We start from the raw sequence: 19,753 nt of genomic DNA on the forward strand, positions 1-19,753 counted from the left end.
TTAAACCCCTCAAGTATCCTCACGAACACTCAAGTTTTTTGAATTTTTGGAAAGGAGCAGGTCAGAGTGAATTTTTCTGAGTTATTTGACCTGCTTTATGGATTTCTGTGGAGCGGTACGAAAAAGGAATACCTGTTGGAACTTGTTGCTGAGCTTACTGATGAGCCTAAGATTCAGGCTCAATTTAATGGCAACAAAAAGCTAAAAAAGCTGTGGGAGCAAATTACTACCGATGCTGGCGTAGGTGTGACGGATAAAGATGCAGAAAACTGGCTTGCTCGAGGGTTTTCAGCAGAGGTAAGTTCCTTGATTATTAGAAATTTAAACTCTGCACCATTTGTTTTGTCTATCGAAACTCTTTCTGATGGAGCCAAGCAAGAGATGATAGAAGAATTTTCAAAAAGAGGTGTTGTCTTTTCAAAACAGAATCTTGGTAAACAAGTCAAGAACTATCTGCTGAAGTACATTAAGAAGAATGCTGGCATTCCAGTAACCGAAACATCAACCGATGACTATCTAGCGGATACTAGGGAACTATCTAGCCAGCTAAAGCGTATTCACGGCTCTTACTTACTGTGTGAAGCCAATAATACATGTTCTAACCCTGGATGCGCTAAGAAACTCATTGCTGTTTCTGGCTCTAACGTTGCGCCTTTGTACGAAGTGGCGGAGATTAATCCAAAACTAAAAAATGCAGAAGCCGTTACAAATCTAGTTGCCCTATGTCCCGATTGTTTTGCACAATTCGTGATGAGTGGCACTCCGAAATTGGCAAAAGAAATAAAGAAGGTTAAAGAAGCGCAGTCTATTGAATTGGCTCTAGAGGCTGCGATTAACGATATCAACCTAGGAGGTCAAATATCTGCTGCGGTTCGTAAGCTTTCAGACGCAGATCTAACGGCGGATGCCTCACAGGTATTTACGGCTGTTTCTGTTGATCGGAAATTTAATGAGAGCCTATATGAGGAAGAGAAGGACCAAATAAGAAATTCCGTCATTAAAAGCTACATAAAAGTTCATGCAGAGCTTACTGTTCTGTGTCAATCTGGTGAATGTGACTGGGATGTACTGAGGTCAAAAATGCACGGTCTTTACGTTCAGCTGAAGTTGAAAACTGAGAACCAGTCCAAAATTTTCAACACCATATGCAGCACCATCCAAAAAGCTGGTAAATGTCGACAGAGCATCAGTATCATCCTGACATCCTTCTTTATACAGATGTGCGACATTTTTGATGAGCAAACTAAAGCATCATCGTCTACAGTCGATCCAAAGAAGGTGATGTAGTGTGATTTTGCCAAACAAACTCTTCTCGTATGAAAAAAGCACGCTAGCCCTTTTACCTGTTGTGCTAAATGCACTCGGAAGTGAACCAGTGAACCCAAGCGCACTTCAGAATATGCTTCCCCTCAGCAGTTCTCAATTTTTGGATACTCTTACGTGCCTTTTTGCCCTGAATGCAATTGATATTGATGACGAAAATAGGATTTATTTATGCTTGTAGAACTACATTCACCCGCTTTTAGGTCTAACGGCACTGAACGTGGAATTATTAAATTTCATGCAGGATTGAATGTCATCTTAGGCCAATCTAATGGTGCAAACTCTATCGGTAAATCAACAGCACTTCTAGCCATCGATTTCTTATTTGGCGGCTCTACATACAACTCCGAACAAATAATCAAAAATGTAGGACACCACACCATTTACGGTTGTTTCGAGTTTAACGGTTGTCAAACCTATGTCGGAAGAAGCACCGACAAAGATAACTTATATCTATATTGCAATTCCCAGTATGATGCGACTGGTCAAACCATTTCTAAAGACGATTTTGTGGAGTGGCTACAGACTCAGTATGGCATGAATTTGCCTGAGCTGGGTTTTAGAGACTCTCTATCTGCTGCTTTTAGAATCTACGGTAAAAAGAACTGTGACGACAAAGACCCTTTACTGCATCGAGTGGGAACAGGTCAAGAAAATAGTCTGAAGGCATTTGCAAAAATATTTGACGTATACAGTGTAATTGCACCATTTTCTGAGAAGAAAAAAGAATCAGCTGATGCACTGACTACGTTTAATAAAGCTCAGGGTATGCAGTTTATTCGGTCTCGCATCAAGTCTACAGCTCAGCGAGAAAAGTACTTGAAAGATAAAGAAATTTTAAGTAGAAGATTTCAAGAGCTCCAAGCCGGTGACTATTCTTCACCATCACGTGAAGTACTCGATGAGGAGGATAGGCGCAGTGCGTTGGAGGCGAAAATCATTAGCATTAATTCCCAACATGTAGATTTAAAGCGTAATCTTCAGCTTGTAGAATTATCTATGAGCTATGGTTTGCTGCCTTCTGCAGCCGACCTTGATGCTTTAGCCAGATTCTTTCCAACTGTAAATCTAAAGGCAATATATGAAGTAGAGTCTTTTCATCGCAAGCTTGCAGGAGTTTTGTCTGAAAACTTTAAAGCCGAGATGAGCGGCTTAACTGATAAGATTCAGGAATTGGAAGATGAGCTTTTTAGGCTAAAGAGCGAGCTTGAAATAATTGAACCAAATGCTACTTACAGTCAAGGATTCTTACGCGAATATTCATCGGTACAGAAAAATTTAGAGATTATCACTCAGGAAATAGATACGTGGGATAAGCATGAGAACCTCGTTCTTGAAAAGAATGCAGCTGCAGATGCGCTAAATAGAGCTTTTGCAGAAGCAGTAAAAAATGCAGTTGCACAGTTGAATGCTGAGTTGGAGCGACTATCGGCAAGAGTTTCAGGCGCTGACAGAAATGCGCCGTACTTAGCAGTGGAAAGTGCTACTAAGTATGATTTTTATACTCCAGATGATGATGGAACAGGTACTAACTATAAAGGATTAATTCTCTATGACCTAGCCCTATTAAACCTAACAGTGCTACCTGCTATTGCACACGACTCATTTCTTTTAAAGGACATAGAAGATCCATCTATAGAGCAGATTCTTGCCTTGTATCAACAAAGCCCAAAGCAAATCTTTCTGGCCTTTGATAAAGCAGGCAGCTATACATCAGAAGCGAAAACGATACTGCAAAGCAATGCTGTTCTAGAACTCTCCCGTGGTGGCAACGAGCTGTATGGACGTAGTTGGAATGTAAAAGGTTAGGTAGTTGGAATGGAAAAATTTATTCTGCAGTGCATAAAAAATAACTTAGGAAATAAAAAGCCAGAAGATATTTTCAATGCTTCGTATTTAATCCAATATCTTGACAGAAAAATGGGTTCAGTTCATAAATCGTCTAAATCTAGAAGCTCTTTTGGAAATATCTATGCCATTTATGTATTGACCGAAGACTATCTTAATTGTACAACGAACTACAGCCGGTACAAAGGTATGGCTTTCACTGATGCTTTAGATAGAACTAGATCTCTACCATTTGGCGCAAAGATTCAAAACCATCCTTTAAATAATCGCTGCAATGACGAATTTAGAAAATTTTTTAATAAAGATACGCAAGAAATTCCAATTATTTGTGATTTAAATACTAAAAGATACTGGATTAATGAGAAGCTATTAGTAATTAACCTTGAAGGGGAGAATATAAAAATTGTTAAGCACGACGCATGACGGCGCAATGTGACGTTTTGTTACGCGCTGTGTGGCTCAGAGAATGCTTTTAGGCTCGTGCGATATCAAACACGCTAACACTCGTACTACACTTGTAAGCCACACGTAACACACACGTAATCCACTCGTACTACACAAGCCCGAGATAACAAAAAAGGTTGATACCAAAAATAGTATCAACCTGTGCGTTAAACTGGTGGCGGGGAAGGGAATCGAACCCCTGACACGAGGATTTTCAGTCCTCTGCTCTACCAACTGAGCTACCCAGCCAAGTACTGCGTAAATCACAGCTCAATAAATATAGCAAACTCAGACAGAACGTCAAGTCATATTTCGCTTTGTTTGCAAAACTTATGTATGCACGTATCAAGCAAATGTGCGCTGTCCTGTAGACAGAGCTGCATAACCACAGTTACTCCGTTCTCTCTGAGCTGCTTTTTGAGTGAGAGTTGACGGTTTTCTCGCCCTTATCTTGCCCTGCAAGGAGCTGTTTGGTTGGCCATACCTTCTCGACCAATTTAGCGGGTACTGCAACTGCTGCCGCCCGACGTTTCCGGTCCTTGTACTCTTGCATCTCTTCAAGGGAAGGGGGTGTGGGAGAGTTCAAAAGCTCTTCGTAGTTTGCAGAAGGCATACTAAACTGCTGGAGCGATTGGCTCACACTCTTGTTAAGCGGTGCTAAGGAGTCGCTCACTACCTGGCCAACGAGAGCCTTAATGAGTTCAAAAATGACTTCCTTATCGGGATCCTCCAGCGCACTAACGGCTTCCCAAATCTTGCGGATACTCTCGGTTCCAATAGCTGTCAACTCGTTGGTGGTGACAGCTCCAGAGGCTTCAACGCAGCCAAATAACATGTCAGCAAAGTGCTTGCGTTCATCCTTGGTGCGCTTCTCGACAACCGCATTAAACAGGGAGCACACATGCTGTGCTGCGACAGAAGGCGCTTGACTGCGTACAAAGCGCGGACCAAGTATCTGCCAGGTAAAGGCGTCGTGCTGCATGATGTCTGCGTCAGATGTCTGCGCGTGTATGACCTGAGGGGTAGCAGCATGGTGCATAAGACCACTTACAAGGCAGTATTCTGGCGTCAAAAGCACGGTTTTATCGACAAGGGCAGCGAGTTTGGAGAAGGGAACCACATCTTCCAAAAAGCCAGGGGAGTCATTGCACCAGAGCTTTGTTATGCGCTTTTGGATGGCGGGATCTGCTAAAGCTGCGGCATAAGCAGCAAGGTTTCCACCCTTGGAGTGACCTCCCACCTGCAGATTTCCGGATACGTTTGCAGAGACGTGCGATAGATACTCCAGCGCGTCGGTCTGAGCTGCTACGGTTTGGAAGCTAATGTTGAGGTCTTCTCGCCAGCCATGAATGGTGCCGTCGGTGCCGCGGAAAGAGAGGTAATAGCTTCCATCAGGCAATGCAAAGGTAAGCGCTCCAAATTGCTCCTGAGCTTGGGGGTTGTCTTTTTCCTGGTAAAAGCCGGCGCGTACGCTTTTAAAGCGCTTTGAGGCTGCGGCTTTTTGGAGCAAAAAAGAGGTATGTGCAGAGACAAACCCGCTCGCTTCATAAATCTGCACCTTAGTGCGGCTTTTAAAGTACGTGGCGCTTACGGCTTCCAGCGTGTCTTGGTCACGGGGAGCGCCTGTAGGCACGCAACCCGCAAGATCCAAATAGGAGAGCTGCGCTAAGATGAGATTATCAACTTCATTAAATGCAGAGCCTGCAAAGCTTACGTCACCAAACCAGTCGAGATAATCAAGCACGTTTGCCATAGCTTAGCCCCTCAGCCAGAAGATTTTTCCCGTGGTTGGATCAAACTCCACCTGCTTGCCACGTTGTTCAAAATAGTCTCGTATGCGACGCTGAGCGTAGGTAAGGTCGTACTCTCCCTGGGCATTGCGCGGGCGGTCTGGGTCAAGTCCCTCCACCTTAATCTCTATGCTGCAGGTTTGTTTGCCGCAGGCATCGTGCAGGTGAATTTGAGGTGCAGCATTTGGGTTATCTTCAGACGCGTCATCTGCAAACTGGTGGTTGAGCTCAACGACGTCGCCAATTTTAATTACGTCCATGCGCACTCGCTTTCTGCCGGGGGTATCTTTTTTGTTTGTGTCTGCTTTGTTGTATACCCATATTTGTATATATCACGAGACTTTTAGCGATGAGATACTACAGGGTATAAACTAGAAGACTACTATATCCTGCAACAAGGAGTACGTTATGAGCGTATCCACCAACGTATCCAGGCGCGGCTTTCTTGCTCTTACGTCCGCGAGTGCCTTAGCGGCACTTTCTGCCTGTGCTAAAGCTAAAAGTAAGCCTTCTCAGCAAACGTCTGCAGATACGCGTGACCTGAACAAATACGCAGATCTAGCCATCAAAATGGATGCTTGGAACTATGACGAGACAAACGATGTGTGGTGGCAAAATGGTTTGCAATACTGTCTAACGCCTGCCACCAAAACCTATGAACGCTTGGCAATCTATGTTCCTGGCCCCTTCTTTAAAGGCGAGAAAAACGGCAAGACATATACCTGTACGCTTGATACAGAAGCTCAGGTGGGCAACTTTAAAGCATCTGAAGCGCCGGTAGTGATGCCCCTTAACCCCGTAAGTTTTACGGGGCAAAGTGCTCCTACGGCCTACTCCTTTGATGGGCTGGCTCCCTATCTGTCTGCTGGTTTTATTTATGTGTATGCAGGATTTCGTGGACGCAACAATGGCTATGACTCCGATGCCAATGCAACCTTTGTTGGAGGAGCACCCTGGAGTGTAGTTGATCTTAAGGCGGCAATCCGCTATTTGCGCTACAACGCAGAAAGTCTTCCTGGCAATCTTGAGAAAATCGTACCCTTTGGCGCTGGTTCTTCTGGTGCTATGGCTTGTATCTTGGGCGCTACGGGCAATTCCAATCTGTACGATGATTATCTGGAGACCTTAGGTGCGGCAAGCTATGATGCCAAGGGTAACAACCTTTCTGATGGTGTATATGCAGTGCGCGCATGGTCACCTACCTTGGTTTCGCTTGGTTGCGACGGCGCATATGAGTGGTATTGCGGACAGTATTCTCAGGAGAATACGCGTGCAGAAGGCACGTGGACTGCTGCCCTGTCTGGAGATTTGTCTCGTGCGTTTGCCGAGAACCTCAACTCACTGGGGCTTACCAATGAGGGTAATGCGCTCACTCTTGAGAACACTGCCGGTGGCATCTATGCAGATGGTAGCTATTATCGCTATCTTTTGGGTTTGGTAGAGGATGCGGCTTCTGCCTTTTTAAGCACAGCTACCTTTCCCTATACACCCAGCAACACAGCTTTGAGATTGGGTGGTTTCCCCGGAGATGGCAATCTTAAGACAGATGAAGCAAACGTCATTGCCAAGGCTGCTGCCGGCGATGATGATTCTAAGGTTGCCTCTGTTACCTATAGCACGCGTAACGACTATATCAAGGCATTAAATACTAGCTATACCTGGATTAGGTTTAATGAGCTTACCAGCAAAGCAACCATTACTGATCTTGGTGCCTTTATTTCACACGTTCGTGCTGCTTCCGAGGATGTTTGCGCCTACGATGGTATTACTCATGTTACGGCCTTTAACCAGCTCTTTGGCAATGCGGATAGCGATGCTTTGCACTTTGATGGTATGGTGCTGTCTAAACTTACAGAAAATCAGAACAGCTATGAGCAGCTTACGGGATGGGACGCTGAAATTATAGAAACCTGGAAGTCCAATCTCGAACAGACAGATGCTCTTAAAAATACTACGGTACAGCGTATGCAAATGAGTGACCCACTGTATTATTTATCGGGCAATTACGAGGGCTTTGGTAAGGCAAAAGTTGCTCCGTATTGGGCAATCCAAACCGGACTGTTCCAAAATAATGTGAGCTTTACCTCTGAAGCAAATTTGGCCGCTGCGCTTAAGGCATATGATGGTGTTAAGCAGGTAACCCTAACGCCTGTGTGGGGCGAAGGACTTTCCATGAACGAATTAGGCTCAGATCCGATTGAGAGCTTTATAGCTTGGGTCAATGCTGACTTTGAAAAATAGGAAGAGTGTATGATAATGGCGCATCACGAAACCAAGTATTCTGAAGCACTGGCAGGCTTTCAGGCCCAAAAAAATTCTCGTCGTAGTCTTGATTTTGTCATGTGGCTTATGGCAATCATCGTGTCTTTATCGCTTATTTTTCTGAGCGCTTGCTCACCACAGACGAATAGCAAGCATGCTTCGGATACTCCTGCTCAAACAACAGAGCAGTCTCAAGATGCAGCTACAACAAAGGACAGCTTATATACACCTGCTGCAGATGATGTGTATGCCAAAGGAACACATCATGCGACCATTGAGGTAGCTAACTATGGCAGCATTGAGCTGGAGCTTAATGCGGATGTTGCGCCTATTACGGTATCAAATTTTTGTCATCTGGCTAAGGATGACTTTTATAATGACTTGACATTCCATCGCGTTATCAAGGGCTTTATGATTCAAGGTGGAGACCCCAATGGTAATGGTACAGGCGGCGCTTCCCAAAATATCAAGGGTGAGTTTTCTGCTAATGGCGTGGTCAATCCTCTTGAGCATAAGCGTGGCGTGATTTCTATGGCACGTTCCAGCGCTGCAGATTCTGCCAGCTCGCAGTTCTTTATTATGCAAAAAGATACCGCTTCTTTGGATGGCCAGTATGCAGCATTTGGCCAGGTAACCAAGGGTATGGACGTGGTAGACGCTATCTGTGACAAGGTTGCGGTACAAGACAACAATGGTACGGTTGCTTCTGCAGATCAGCCGGTCATTACAAAAATTACCATTACCGACTAAGTATCAATCCATCGAGAAGCAAGTGCGTGCTTGAGCTGTTGTACAGCTGCTGTGCGGTAGCTCTTGTTTGCGATATGTTCAAGCCAGCTGGTGTGTTGTGCATACCAGTGTAGTGTATCGAGCAGTTTTTCCTGTACGTTGCTGCCTGCTTGCCAGCCAAGCTCCTGGGCTGCTTTGGATGCATTGCTGGCATAGCGCAGATCATGATGCTGTCTATCGCCTACATGGCAAATAAGGCTTTGGGAGATAGCGGGGTCGTGCATGTAGACAGCAAGCTCATCTACCAGGGCGGTTACCAGAGCAAGATTGGTGATCTCAACGCCAGAGCTCAGATTGTAAACCTGAGCTGTACTACCATGGTAGGCTGCAGCAAGTATTCCCTTTACATGGTCTGCTACATACATCCATTCACGCGTTTGTAAACCGGTGCCATACACGGGGATATGCTGATGATTCATGGCTTTGCTCAGCACTACGGGGATAAGCTTCTCGGGAAATTGATGAGAGCCAAAGGCATTACAGCAGCGTACTATCACTGCATCCAAACCCTGAGCAAGCTGAGCTTGAATGACCTTCTCGGCCGCCAGCTTGCTTTGTGAGTAAGGGCTGGTTGGCGCACCTGCATAGGTTTCAAAAACGGGCGCATGATCGGCGGGAATAGCTCCGTACACCTCATCCGTAGAGACGTGAAGCATGCGACAAAAGCCTTCTGATTGAGCAAGCTCACGCACGCAGGTGGCAATGCTGTGGGTGCCGTCAACATTCGTGCGCTTAAAGGGGTAGGGGTGAGCAAAGGATCGGTCAACGTGGCTTTCTGCAGCCAGGTGAAAAACAATGCGGGGCTTAAACCGTGTAAAAAGTGCACGAACAGCGTCCGTATCGCAGACATCTACCTGGGCAAAGTAGAGGAGCTGTGCCGTATAAGGATCAGTTGCTATGTCCAGTAGATTTTCTGGATTGCCCGCATAGCTCAGAGCATCAAGAACCACCACGCGCGCAGGCTGCTGTGCTGTTAGCAAGGCTCGTGTCAGGTGAGAGCCAATAAAACCAGCGCCACCTGTGACAAAGTATGTTGCTAAAGCTTGTTGAGCCATAGGTTTTGAAGGATCCTTACGCTGTAAAAGATGTGCAGTATTTGCACCATACCGCACAGTTGGTAACTTGTACAATAAGCATACTGTGACTTTCTAAGCTTAATCAAATGAAGGGTACATCCATGGTGAATACTTCTACACCTCAAACCGAGCACGCCATCATTAGTGTCCTTGGCGCTGATAGACCAGGTATTGTAGCAGCGGTTTCGGCGGTATTGGCTGAGAGCAAGGTCAATATTCTGGATATTTCTCAAACCATTTTGCAAGGTACGTTTACCATGACTATGCTGGTAGACCTGCAAAATGCAGAGCGTGATTTTGCCTGCATCCAAGATACGCTGGCAGAACTTTCGGACAGCTTGGGCGTCCAGATCTCCATGCAGCGCAAAGACGTTTTTACGTATATGTATCGTTTGTAAAGAAACCGTCTACAGAAAAATTGACTGTATGAGCATGCCGACAAACCCAAAAACCGCGTCAAATCCGTCAAGCCCTTATAGCCTGATGGTCTTCTCGGACATGGATGGCACCTTTGTGTCTGACGAGAAAACCATACCATCGGACAACTTACAAAGCTTAACTGCCCTGTACGAAGCCGGTGGTTGCTTTGTTCCGTGCACGGGTAGACCAACGGCCGGATTGCCAAAACTGTTGTTGGAACATCCCTGCACTCGTTACGCCATATGCAATAATGGCGCGCAGATACTAGAGGTGCATCCCAGCGCTACCGGCTTACACATAACGCTTTTACATGAGGTAAACCTGGGACATGAGCGGGCGCACAAGCTTGTAGACATGCTGGAGTCATTTGATGTCATATTGGATATCTTTACGGATTCACATGCGGTGGAGGCACAGTTTGATAGTCCCCATCTGCATGAATTTATTCCTGATCCGCATACACTTGCCTTTGCAAAACAGCTGCGTCGTAGTGTAGCTGTTGCTAACTATCATGAGTTGGTGGATGCCAGCGATACGGTAGCACGCATAAGCGTAGTTTTTCGTGACCCTCACACTGCTCAGTTGTTGCGCAAGCTCATAGCACAAGATCCCTGTTTGGTGTGTGTGAGCTCGGCAGATTGGAACATAGAAATCTCTGACGCAAGCTGTACCAAGGGTGCGGCTCTTAGCTGGCTGTGTGAGCACCTATCTCAAGAGGTGGATCGTACCGTTGCGTTTGGCGATTCTTTTAATGATGTATCCATGCTTCAAGCGGCTGGTACTGGCATTGCCATGGCTAATTCCATGGGTGGCATAGCTTCTTATGCCACCACTCAGCTTACGTGGACCAACAATGAAGCTGGCGTAGGCAAGTGCCTGAGCCAGCTTATTGAACGGTATTCTCGCTAGGTATTCTTGTTAGTTATTCTCGTTAGCTTCATAGCTGGAGGAAGTATCGTCCTCTTCTTCCTCATCTTCGTCCTCATCCAGCACCAGGGGGGCAAAGCTTGCTGTGTCGCCACCCACCAACTCGTTGGTAGCGTGAGCAAAGTTTTCAGAGCGCTCGTCCTCTACGGCTGCAGAGAAAATATCATCATCGTCATTGACCGTTGTGCTTGCTACACTCTTTTGAGCTGCAATAACGGGAATAGCTGTTCGTATGCGCTTAGTATCCGTTGGATTAAAGGGCTTGCGAATCAGCTTGTTGCACTGCTTGACCTTAGAGAACAAAGGAACGTACTCAAACAGCACGTCGGAACCCTCGAGGCCATACCACCGGGCAGGAGATCCGCATACGCGACGAATAAGATACTTAAGCGTAATAACATGCTGGTCAAAGCCGGAAATGTCGGTTTCTGGGGAGAGCATTTTGCGCAGCAGGCAAAAACGGAAGTCGCCCACCTTGGAATGCTCGCGATAAATTGAGTATTTATGCTCTTGCGCCGCAAGCTGACCAGAGCTCATAAGATCCTCAACAATTTGATACAGATAGGTATTGATGCGCTGGTTAACCTTAAAACCAAGGCGAATCTGCACCTTAAAGAGAAAGTCCGTATTAAAACTGTTGACCACAAACTCATGTGTGTAGGGCTCATCGGTTACCTGCACGTTAAGGAAGTAGTATGCCTTTGCACGCTTGGGGCGCTTATCCAAAATAGAGTACAAGATGTCACGATCCAGCTTGTCAAAGGATGAGTCATTGGTCAAAAAGACCAAGTTGTCTGCGGTCATGGGGTAGTCATCATCATGGATAAGGTCATAAATTTGGTCTAGGTAGCTTGCAACAGGCAGGTAGACGGATTGGGTACGCTCTACGGTAGTGCCGCGACGCCATACGTACATGACTACAAAGAGCGAGAAGCCCAATAAAACCGTTACATAACCACCATGGAAGAACTTCGTGAGGCTGGAGAAGAAGAACATAAGCTCAATGGCACCAAAGACGCAGACAAAGGCCACTGCAAACGGCATTTGATGTAGGTTCCTGCCAATATAGGTAAACAGCAAGATGGTGGTCATAAGCATGGTAACCGTGATTGCCAAGCCGTAAGCAGCTTCCATATGGCTAGAGCTTTGGAAGAGCAACACAACGCCAATGCAGCCCGCCCACATAATGTTGTTAACCAGCGGAATATAAATCTGACCCTTGGTTTCTGAAGGATAGCTAATCTTTAAATGAGGCATAAGATTCAGGCGAATGGCCTCAGAAACAATGGAGTATGAGCCGGTAATAAGTGCCTGAGAAGCAATGATTGCAGCAAAGGTGGAAAGGATAACGGCAAAGGCACGCAGCTCTTCTGGCAACATTTGGAAGAACGGATTAAGGTCATTGATGGTGGCTAAGGCCGCATCGCCGCGGTGAGCTAAAATCCATGCGCCCTGACCCAGGTAGTTAAGAATAAGACAGGCTTTTACAAACGGCCAACTGACATAAATGTTGGGTTTGCCAACATGGCCCATATCGGAGTACAGAGCCTCTGCACCGGTAGTACACAAAAATACATTGCCTAAAACCATCAGGCCGGCGTGGTTAATGGAGCCGTCAAACAAAAAGACAAGACCACGCATGGGGTTTAAGGCGCGCAAGACGTTAAAATCTACTGTTAGATTAAGGAATCCACTCACGCCCAGGTACAAAAACCATATGGTCATGATGGGGCCAAAAGCCTTACCAATGGTAGAGGTGCCGGCGCGCTGCATAACAAACAAGCCGCATAAAATGGCAATGGTAATAGCAACCACAATGGACTGGTTGTTGCCAATTACCGCATAAATGGGGTCAACGGTACGCAGGCCTTCAATGGCGGTAGTAACGGTAACGGCAGGAGTAAGAATGCCGTCTGCCAACAGAGCTGCACCACCCATCATGGCGGGGATGATCAACCATTTAGCGTTACGTTTAACCAAGCTGTACAGTGCAAAAATACCACCCTCGTTGTGGTTGTCGGCACGCATGGCTACCAGCACATATTTAACGGTCGTAATAAGCGTAAGGGTCCAGATAATCAAAGACAGTGCACCCAATACGGTATTCTCGCTCATGGTAGCAAGGCCGCCATTACCAGTCATAATAGCCTTGAGGGTGTACATAGGACTGGTGCCGATGTCACCGTACACGATGCCCAAGGTAACCAGAATCATTCCTGCCGACAGGGGAATGGAGTTTGACTTACGCCTCTTAAGAGAGGCATTTTTACTAGCTTGCACGGCTTCTCCTGTAGTTTTTTCATAACCGTTCTTATTAGGTAATTTCTCATTGTAATCCATGCCACTAGACTTTCAACTGCATTTGATGGGTAATAAACTAGAAGCAAGAACGTAATGAGGGGCAAGATAGTCTACCCAGAATCATTTTAGGAGTAATTCGTGGCTGATATCAAAGAAACTACAACAATAAATCATGAAAAGGCAGATGAGTTTCGTACCGTTGCTGCAGATCCTCGACCTGCGGTTCCTGAGGCAAAATCTGCCAAGCTTAGCTGGTCTGGCAATGGTCAGGTCATAGACTATGTGGTAACGGCTGGACATCTAGACGTGCGTGAGGATGCCGGAGCACTGTTAGCACAGATGTTTTCTATAAGTTACGTTGCCACCAAAGATGGGCAGCCTGATCCTGCTCGTCCGGTAACCTTTGCCTTTAATGGCGGGCCTGGCTGTGCATCGGTGCCCGTAAATGTTGGTGGCATTGGTCCGGTGCGCGTAGAGACAAACGGAGTAAAGCACGTAGGCAATCCAAAGCTGAGCGATAATCCCTACACCTTGCTTCAGCAGTCTGACCTCGTCTTTTTAGATGCTCCTGGTACGGGTTGGTCTACGCTTGCAGATGGCGTGGATCCCAAGAAGATCTTTGGCATTGATGGAGATGCCAGTGCCTTTGCCCGTGCTATTCAAGAGTGGCTTGAGAAGAACAATCGCTGGGGCAGCCCGCTGTATCTGTTTGGCGAGTCCTATGGCACTGTTAGAAACTCCCAGCTCATGCGCTTGTTGGGCGAGCAGGGCGTCCACGTTAGCGGTGTTGTGATGCTTTCTGCGATCTTTAACTGGGTGCAGACGCTTCCGGGAGAGGATCTGTACTATCTGGGTATGGTACCAACATATGCTGCTACCGCTCAGTTCTTTGGTAAGGTTGGCAAGAACCACGATGAGGATAGCTGGTTTGACGCTGCCATGGCCTTTACGGAAGATGTTTTGGCGCCTGCCTTACTTAAGGGAGACCGTCTGAGTGCCCAAGATGAGCTTGCCGTGGCAAAGCAATTGGCTGATTATATTGGCTTACCAGCTCAATTTATTGCAGCTCAGCACCTGCGTGTGGATCTGGAAACCTTCCGTGCCAAGCTTTTGGAGGATGAAGCCAAGATTGTGGGTCGTCTGGATACTCGATTCACCTCTGATGCCTACCATCCCGCTCAAGCTTCCCATGAATTCTTGGCTCTGGAAGACGCCGCTCTTGATGCGCTTGACGCGCCCTGGAATGTTGCCCTGCGCAACTTCCTTCGCGAGGAGGTCGGCTATGTTGCACCTACCCGCTATCTGGGGAGCAACTATATGACCATTGGCGTCAATTGGGACTGGAACCATGCTTGTGCAGGTACCGATGGTAAAGTAGGGGCGCCTAACGTAAGCTTTGATATTGCTACCGCGCTGCGTCGTAGCCCAACTACCAAGCTTGCCATTTTGGGCGGTCGTTTTGATGCTGCCACTACCTACTGGAACGTCATACATGACATGAGCACCCAGTTCTTGTCTGATGAGATCAAGCAAAACATTGAGTGGCACCGCTACGGTTGCGGGCATATGGCTTATGCAGATGTTCCTACGCTGGTGGCTATGTATGAGGATCTCAAGAACTTCTACGAGAAGGACGTACAATAGTAGAAATAATGGTGGTATCTACCTAAACAGTCAGCATGTGGCTGCCTTATACGAACCAATACGAAGAAGAAAAGTACTATGAATACACCAGCTAACCTGTGGATTGTTATTCCTTGCTACAATGAACAAGAGGTGCTGCCATTGACGGCACCTCTTTTTCTCGATGAGCTCGAACAGCTTATTGCGACAGGAAAGATTGCTTCTTCTAGTAAGATTTGTTTTATCAATGATGGCTCTGCCGATAAAACTTGGGAGATTATACAGGGCCTTGCTGCAACAAACGAGCACTACGAGGGCATATCGCTTTCGCGTAATCGAGGCCATCAAAATGCGCTTCTCGCTGGCTTGATGGAGGCTCGCAAACACTGTGATGCGTGCATTTCTGCGGATTGTGATGGTCAAGATGATATTCACGCCATTGCAAAGATGGTTGATGCGTGGCGCTCTGGCTTTGACGTGGTATATGGCGTACGTTCCAAGCGTGAGACCGACACTGCGTTTAAGCGTATGACCGCCGAGGGCTATTACAAGGTGCTTAATGCACTGGGTGCGGAGATCGTGTTTAACCATGCAGATTATCGTTTGCTGAGCGCTCGTGCTTTGGATGGTCTTGCAGAATTTAATGAGGTCAATCTCTTCTTGCGCGGGCTTGTGCCCTTAGTTGGTTATACGTCAACTACCGTGAGGTATGAGCGTTCTGAGCGGGTGGCAGGTACCAGCCATTATCCGCTTACTAAGATGCTGTCACTTGCTTTTGATGGCATTACAAGCCTATCCATTAAGCCCATTCACCTTATTGCGTCGCTAGGCGCCGTGTTTAGCGTGGCGGGTTTTATCAGCATTATCTGGGCTATCGTAAGTGAGTTTGTTGGATACACCATCCCAGGATGGGCGAGCATGATCTGCTTTATCTGTCTGTTTGGTGGCCTACAGCTTTTAGCTCTGGGTATTATCGGCGAGTATATCGGCAAGATTTACCTTGAGGTAAAAAGCCGTCCTCGCTTTATTATCGCCGAGCGTACTTGGGATAAGCAGTAATGTCCAAAAAGATTTCCCTGTCTACCTTCTTACAATCAGTATTGTGGTTTTTTAAAAAGGTATCTCTTGTATATATGGCGTGCGCCTTGTTGTTTGCAGTCTGTGCAGCTCCGTTCATTACGTTTGTGAGTAAACGCCTTTTTGTGGGACTTAACCCCGTTCTGTTTGTATTTGCGAGTGCTTTTGGTATGTGTCTGTGCGCTGTATTTACCTATGCGCGTAGTAAAAGCTGGAGATTTGTAGGTAATAAATCGCGGGTTTTCACCATACTGAGCCCTGCAATTTGTCTACTGCTCTTTGCGCTCCAGCTCTTTATTGTTAAGCATGCTTGGTTCTATTCTGGCTGGGATGTTGCCGCTATTACTAATTTTGAACAGCCGAGTAGCTCATATTTTTCCACGTTTCCAAACCAACTGTTTCTTGCAGGCCTTTTTAGAAGCATTGCGACGTTTGGTCAACTGATTGGGATTCAGACGGGATATATAAGTGTAACCATAGGTAGTTGCGTGTGCGTTACGAGTTCTATCTGGCTTTGTGCACAGGTTGCAAAGCGTATGGCAGGATATGTTGTTGGCTATGCAACGCTTCTGTTCTCTTGTATTTTTATTGGTCTGTCTCCTTGGATTTTGGTTCCTTATTCAGATACCTATGGAATGCTTTTTGTCTCGCTCCTGCTGTTTCTTTATGTGTATATGCGAGCAGGGTATGTCAAGAACTTTATGATTGTATTTTTGACCCTGGTTGGCATATTTATAAAGCCAACTGTTATATTTGTCACAATGGCAATCATAGCGATTGAGCTTGTCAATCGTATACGTCAAAAACAAGCTGTTCTATCCATACAACAGTTCATCAAGAAGCCCTTACGCTGCATAGGTACGATTGCGGTTATTACTGCTGCTGTGGGTTGTGGTGTGGGAGTGAGAGCAGCTCTCATTCCTTCTACGCTTACTATCGATAAAAACGAGGCAATTCCTATGGCACATTATTTAATGATGGGATTTAATCCTGCTGATATGGGAATTTTTTCTGCTGAAGATTATAGATACATATTTCAGTTTTCAACGCCACAAGAAAAGAGTGCTCATGCTCTCCAAAGATGGCACGAGCGTGTTCAGGCTATGGGCGTTGCGGGGGCAGCAAAGCAATTCTTTAATAAAACACTTATTGACTATACAGATGGTAGTTTTGGGTGGAAGGTAGAGGGCAGTCCTATCAAACAGATTATGGGAGATAGTACCGCACTGAATACGTGGTATGGCATCAGCTACACCACCACAACCATTGCCCCGTTTGAAGTGCTTCATCAGCTGTTGTGGTTTGTGGTTCTTATAGGCATTGCCCTGAAGTGTTTTGTGCGCAATCAGTGCAATCAAAATGATATAGAAACGGTCATGCTCATTGCCTTACTAGCACTTAATGTCTTTCTGCTGTTATTTGAATGCCGTTCTCGATACCTGTTCCTCTACATGCCTTTCTTTGTTGCCCTTGGCATGATGGGATGGAGCCAAGTAGCTCAGTGGACTCAACAAGAGCACTAGCTTATTACGCGGTTTTAGGAGGTCTTGGGTGCGCGAGAAACACCTTTAGCTCGTCCAGCCCTTCTTACGATATAGCAGTGGTGAATCTTGCTTGTGCGCGCAAAGTCTTCTGGGATGGTCTTATCGGTAATATCTTCCAGCTCAACGCCATACTTAGTGAGCGCCTCCATGTCAGGCTTAAAGCTACGCAGGTTACAAGAAAATACACATATACCTGTTTTGGTAAGCATACGCGATAAGGAAATGAGCAATTCCACATGGTCGCGCTGCACATCCCAGCCACGCTTACGCATGCGAGAAGAGTTAGAAAACGTGGGAGGGTCGCAAAAGATAAGGTCATATCGGTGAGCGCTGTGACGCTCGGCATCAATCCATTGCAGTACGTCTGACTGGACAAACTTGTGGGTGTTCTCGGTAAAACCATTGCGACGCATATTGCGCTGAGCCCACTCCAAATAGGTTTTAGACATATCTACCGTTGTGGTGTTGCGCGCCCCGCCATCTGCGGCGTAGCAGGTGGCGCTGCCGGTATAGGCAAACAAGTTGCAAAAGTAGCCATGCTCAGGAACCTTTTTGGCAAGCTCTCGCAGCAGGGAGCGCGTGTCTCGATGGTCTAAAAACAGGCCTGTATCCAGGTAGTCTTCAAAATTAACTTCAAAGGTCAAGCCATTCTCGTCCACCAAATGACTGCGGCGACGATCGGTTTCTTTTTGCTGTGCGCCGGCAGCATACTGCGAGCCGCCCTTGGAGTGCATGCGCGTCTTGACATACACCTGCTTGGGATCAAGCTTACAGATCAGGGGAGTAAGGGTGAGAATGTCCAGCAGGCGCCTGTGGGCAAGAGCGGGGTCTACCGTCTTGGGAGCGGCATATTCTGCAATCACAGCCCAGCGCTGCGGTGCTTGCAGCACGCCCCCGCGATGGTAGGGCAGACCTTCATACAGATCAATGGCGGCAGCGTAGTCGGGCAGATCTGCATCGTATACACGGTAGCAGCTTATGTATTCACGCTTAGCCCACTTTTTGCGCAGCCTATACATCTTAGAAAGGCGGGCAGCAAACTGATTGGACGCTTCCATTAGGACAGCTACCTGCTTGTTGTCACCATAGCTGACCAGCGGCGGGGTTTGTGTACGCTGCTTGAGGTTATAGGTGCGCAAAGAGGCACTGTCTTGTCCCAGTAAAAGAGCAAGCTGCTGTGTAGCTTCCATTCCCAGTGCAGCATCCAGTGTTGCACTGCTATCTATTGCGCTGAGCGAAACCTCATCGGGAAGTGCCGCAACAGCACTGCGCACACTGCTGAGGGCGCGTGCTTCCACCACTAAGCTATCTGCCGAGAAAAAACTGAGGTCGCAGACACAAACACTTGGATTGCTCAGCGCGGCAGCTGTTTGTGTGAGTGCAGTACAGCTTATGAGCTGAGGCATATATGAAATACCTGCAGCGCGCATGGTCTGCCGGGCAGCAGATTCCCAACCAGAGCGATCATCGGCGCCAATCAGTGTAAAGCTGGTTGCTGCACCCTTTTGAGCACGGGCATCTGCTTCTTCTAGCAGCTGTGTCCATACTTTGGCATCGTGACCCAGCCAGCCCTTAAAGCCCCAGCGGTTACGTAGCAAACCAGGAGCACGATCAAGTGCGTAAGCAGCAGCTTCTGCAAGAACGGTGCCTGCGCCGCTATATACGCTCAGCAGGGTAGGATTGGTGTGACGACATGCATCCATCCAACCTGCCTGTGTTAGCAGTGCAGCAGCATAATCGGGGCGCAGTGGTGCTAGGGGTTGACGAGCAGATTTGCCCATCTCATAGCCACGCCGAAAGAGGGGAGTGCCAGATAGATCAATGCCAACCATGGCTGTTGTATTGCGCAGGCGCAGCGTAATGCGTAAATCAGGATGGGAGGGATCGGTAGAAAGACGAATGGCCTTCTTAGCCAGCATACGGTCAGAAATGGCATCTTTGGTACGCAGGGCACTAAATTGTGTATTGCGCAGCTCTTCATTCATGCCATGAGCATTTACGGCAATGCTTGCCGTGGTAGGAATGTGCTCTTCCCAGGGCAGTGCATAGATGCCCTCATAAAGTTGGTTTGCATCAGCAGCGTCTATACGTGCCAGAATAAGCGTGACGCGAGAAGCCAGACGAGACCACAAGCATACACGATATGCGCAGCTCAGCATGCCATCAAAACTTACCTGACCCGTAAGAGGACGTACGTGTTTGCAGTCCAGCGCGCTCAGCTCATGAGCTAAGAGCTGTTCAAAACCCTTGGGGCAGGTTGCTATAAATTCCATCGGGACACCTTTCGCCCGTTTTATGTTTACCGAGTAAAGTGTATCCGATAGACGGA

16 protein-coding genes and 1 tRNA gene are annotated in these 19,753 nt (G+C 47.0%); 11 read left to right on the forward strand and 6 right to left on the reverse strand.

Translation table 11 applies throughout. The annotated features are described in order from the left end of the window. The first annotated feature begins 66 nt into the window (after positions 1-66). Genes HMPREF1091_RS02980 through HMPREF1091_RS02995 form a run of 4 tightly spaced genes read left to right on the forward strand, consistent with a single transcriptional unit; the run spans position 67 to position 3,594 of the window. Positions 67-1,287: an ABC-three component system protein gene (locus HMPREF1091_RS02980; protein ID WP_002563357.1), complete on the forward strand. Its 1,221-nt coding sequence runs from the start codon at positions 67-69 to the stop codon at positions 1,285-1,287. A gap of 1 nt (position 1,288) precedes the next feature. Next, positions 1,289-1,504, forward strand: a complete 216-nt coding sequence (locus tag HMPREF1091_RS08560) for an ABC-three component system middle component 7 (RefSeq protein ID WP_002563358.1) — start codon at positions 1,289-1,291, stop codon at positions 1,502-1,504. After that, a complete protein-coding gene (locus tag HMPREF1091_RS02990) occupies positions 1,495-3,132 on the forward strand; it encodes a DUF2326 domain-containing protein (RefSeq protein ID WP_002563359.1) in 1,638 nt (545 codons plus the stop codon). Before HMPREF1091_RS08560 ends, HMPREF1091_RS02990 begins: the two co-directional genes overlap by 10 nt. Before the next feature lie 9 nt (positions 3,133-3,141). Continuing rightward, positions 3,142-3,594, forward strand: coding sequence for a hypothetical protein (locus HMPREF1091_RS02995; protein WP_002563360.1), 453 nt, complete (start codon positions 3,142-3,144; stop codon positions 3,592-3,594). Between the two features lie 194 nt (positions 3,595-3,788). Here the strand turns inward: HMPREF1091_RS02995 and HMPREF1091_RS03000 are convergent. The 3 genes from HMPREF1091_RS03000 to HMPREF1091_RS03010 form a co-directional block, all read right to left on the reverse strand. After that, positions 3,789-3,864: transfer RNA gene (locus HMPREF1091_RS03000), tRNA-Phe, on the reverse strand. 142 nt (positions 3,865-4,006) lie between these two features. Beyond that, a complete protein-coding gene (locus HMPREF1091_RS03005) occupies positions 4,007-5,368 on the reverse strand; it encodes an Mbeg1-like protein (protein ID WP_002563361.1) in 1,362 nt (453 codons plus the stop codon). Positions 5,369-5,371: 3 nt separating this feature from the next. Further along, positions 5,372-5,665 carry an RDAC family protein gene (locus tag HMPREF1091_RS03010; RefSeq protein WP_002563362.1) on the reverse strand — a complete coding sequence of 98 codons (294 nt, stop codon included), beginning with the start codon at positions 5,663-5,665 and terminating at the stop codon, positions 5,372-5,374. 148 nt (positions 5,666-5,813) lie between these two features. Here HMPREF1091_RS03010 and HMPREF1091_RS03015 point away from each other — a divergent pair, with 148 nt between their 5' ends. Continuing rightward, the gene (locus HMPREF1091_RS03015) at positions 5,814-7,646 is read left to right on the forward strand and encodes a subtype A tannase (RefSeq protein WP_002563363.1); all 1,833 of its coding nucleotides are present in this window, start codon (positions 5,814-5,816) and stop codon (positions 7,644-7,646) included. A 15-nt stretch (positions 7,647-7,661) separates the two neighbouring features. Beyond that, a complete protein-coding gene (locus tag HMPREF1091_RS03020) occupies positions 7,662-8,417 on the forward strand; it encodes a peptidylprolyl isomerase (protein ID WP_021736272.1) in 756 nt (251 codons plus the stop codon). Here HMPREF1091_RS03020 and HMPREF1091_RS03025 read toward each other — a convergent pair. Further along, positions 8,414-9,511, reverse strand: coding sequence for a dTDP-glucose 4,6-dehydratase (locus HMPREF1091_RS03025; protein ID WP_002563365.1), 1,098 nt, complete (start codon positions 9,509-9,511; stop codon positions 8,414-8,416). The genes HMPREF1091_RS03020 and HMPREF1091_RS03025 overlap by 4 nt on opposite strands. Before the next feature lie 122 nt (positions 9,512-9,633). On the opposite strand from HMPREF1091_RS03025, the gene HMPREF1091_RS03030 reads away from it, so the two are divergent. After that, on the forward strand, positions 9,634-9,930 hold the full coding sequence (locus HMPREF1091_RS03030) for an ACT domain-containing protein (protein ID WP_002563366.1): 297 nt from the start codon (positions 9,634-9,636) through the stop codon (positions 9,928-9,930). A 28-nt stretch (positions 9,931-9,958) separates the two neighbouring features. After that, positions 9,959-10,861, forward strand: a complete 903-nt coding sequence (locus HMPREF1091_RS03035; RefSeq protein ID WP_159428354.1) for a Cof-type HAD-IIB family hydrolase — start codon at positions 9,959-9,961, stop codon at positions 10,859-10,861. Positions 10,862-10,870: 9 nt separating this feature from the next. On the opposite strand, the gene HMPREF1091_RS03040 is transcribed toward HMPREF1091_RS03035, so the two are convergent. Then, positions 10,871-13,159, reverse strand: coding sequence for a KUP/HAK/KT family potassium transporter (locus HMPREF1091_RS03040; protein WP_002563368.1), 2,289 nt, complete (start codon positions 13,157-13,159; stop codon positions 10,871-10,873). 159 nt (positions 13,160-13,318) lie between these two features. Between HMPREF1091_RS03040 and HMPREF1091_RS03045 the strand changes: the two genes are divergently transcribed. From HMPREF1091_RS03045 to HMPREF1091_RS03055, 3 genes are all read left to right on the forward strand, one after another. Beyond that, complete coding sequence (locus tag HMPREF1091_RS03045) at positions 13,319-14,824, forward strand: S10 family peptidase (RefSeq protein WP_002563369.1); 1,506 nt, start codon at positions 13,319-13,321, stop codon at positions 14,822-14,824. A 78-nt stretch (positions 14,825-14,902) separates the two neighbouring features. Beyond that, positions 14,903-15,862: a glycosyltransferase family 2 protein gene (locus HMPREF1091_RS03050; RefSeq protein WP_002563370.1), complete on the forward strand. Its 960-nt coding sequence runs from the start codon at positions 14,903-14,905 to the stop codon at positions 15,860-15,862. Continuing rightward, positions 15,862-17,403 carry a glycosyltransferase family protein gene (locus HMPREF1091_RS03055; RefSeq protein WP_002563371.1) on the forward strand — a complete coding sequence of 514 codons (1,542 nt, stop codon included), beginning with the start codon at positions 15,862-15,864 and terminating at the stop codon, positions 17,401-17,403. Before HMPREF1091_RS03050 ends, HMPREF1091_RS03055 begins: the two co-directional genes overlap by 1 nt. Positions 17,404-17,417: 14 nt before the next feature. On the opposite strand, the gene rlmKL is transcribed toward HMPREF1091_RS03055, so the two are convergent. Beyond that, positions 17,418-19,697: a bifunctional 23S rRNA (guanine(2069)-N(7))-methyltransferase RlmK/23S rRNA (guanine(2445)-N(2))-methyltransferase RlmL gene (gene rlmKL / locus HMPREF1091_RS03060; protein WP_002563372.1), complete on the reverse strand. Its 2,280-nt coding sequence runs from the start codon at positions 19,695-19,697 to the stop codon at positions 17,418-17,420. Positions 19,698-19,753: the final 56 nt, after the last annotated feature.

The organism is Atopobium minutum 10063974, assembly GCF_000364325.1.
Taxonomy (GTDB): domain Bacteria; phylum Actinomycetota; class Coriobacteriia; order Coriobacteriales; family Atopobiaceae; genus Atopobium; species Atopobium minutum.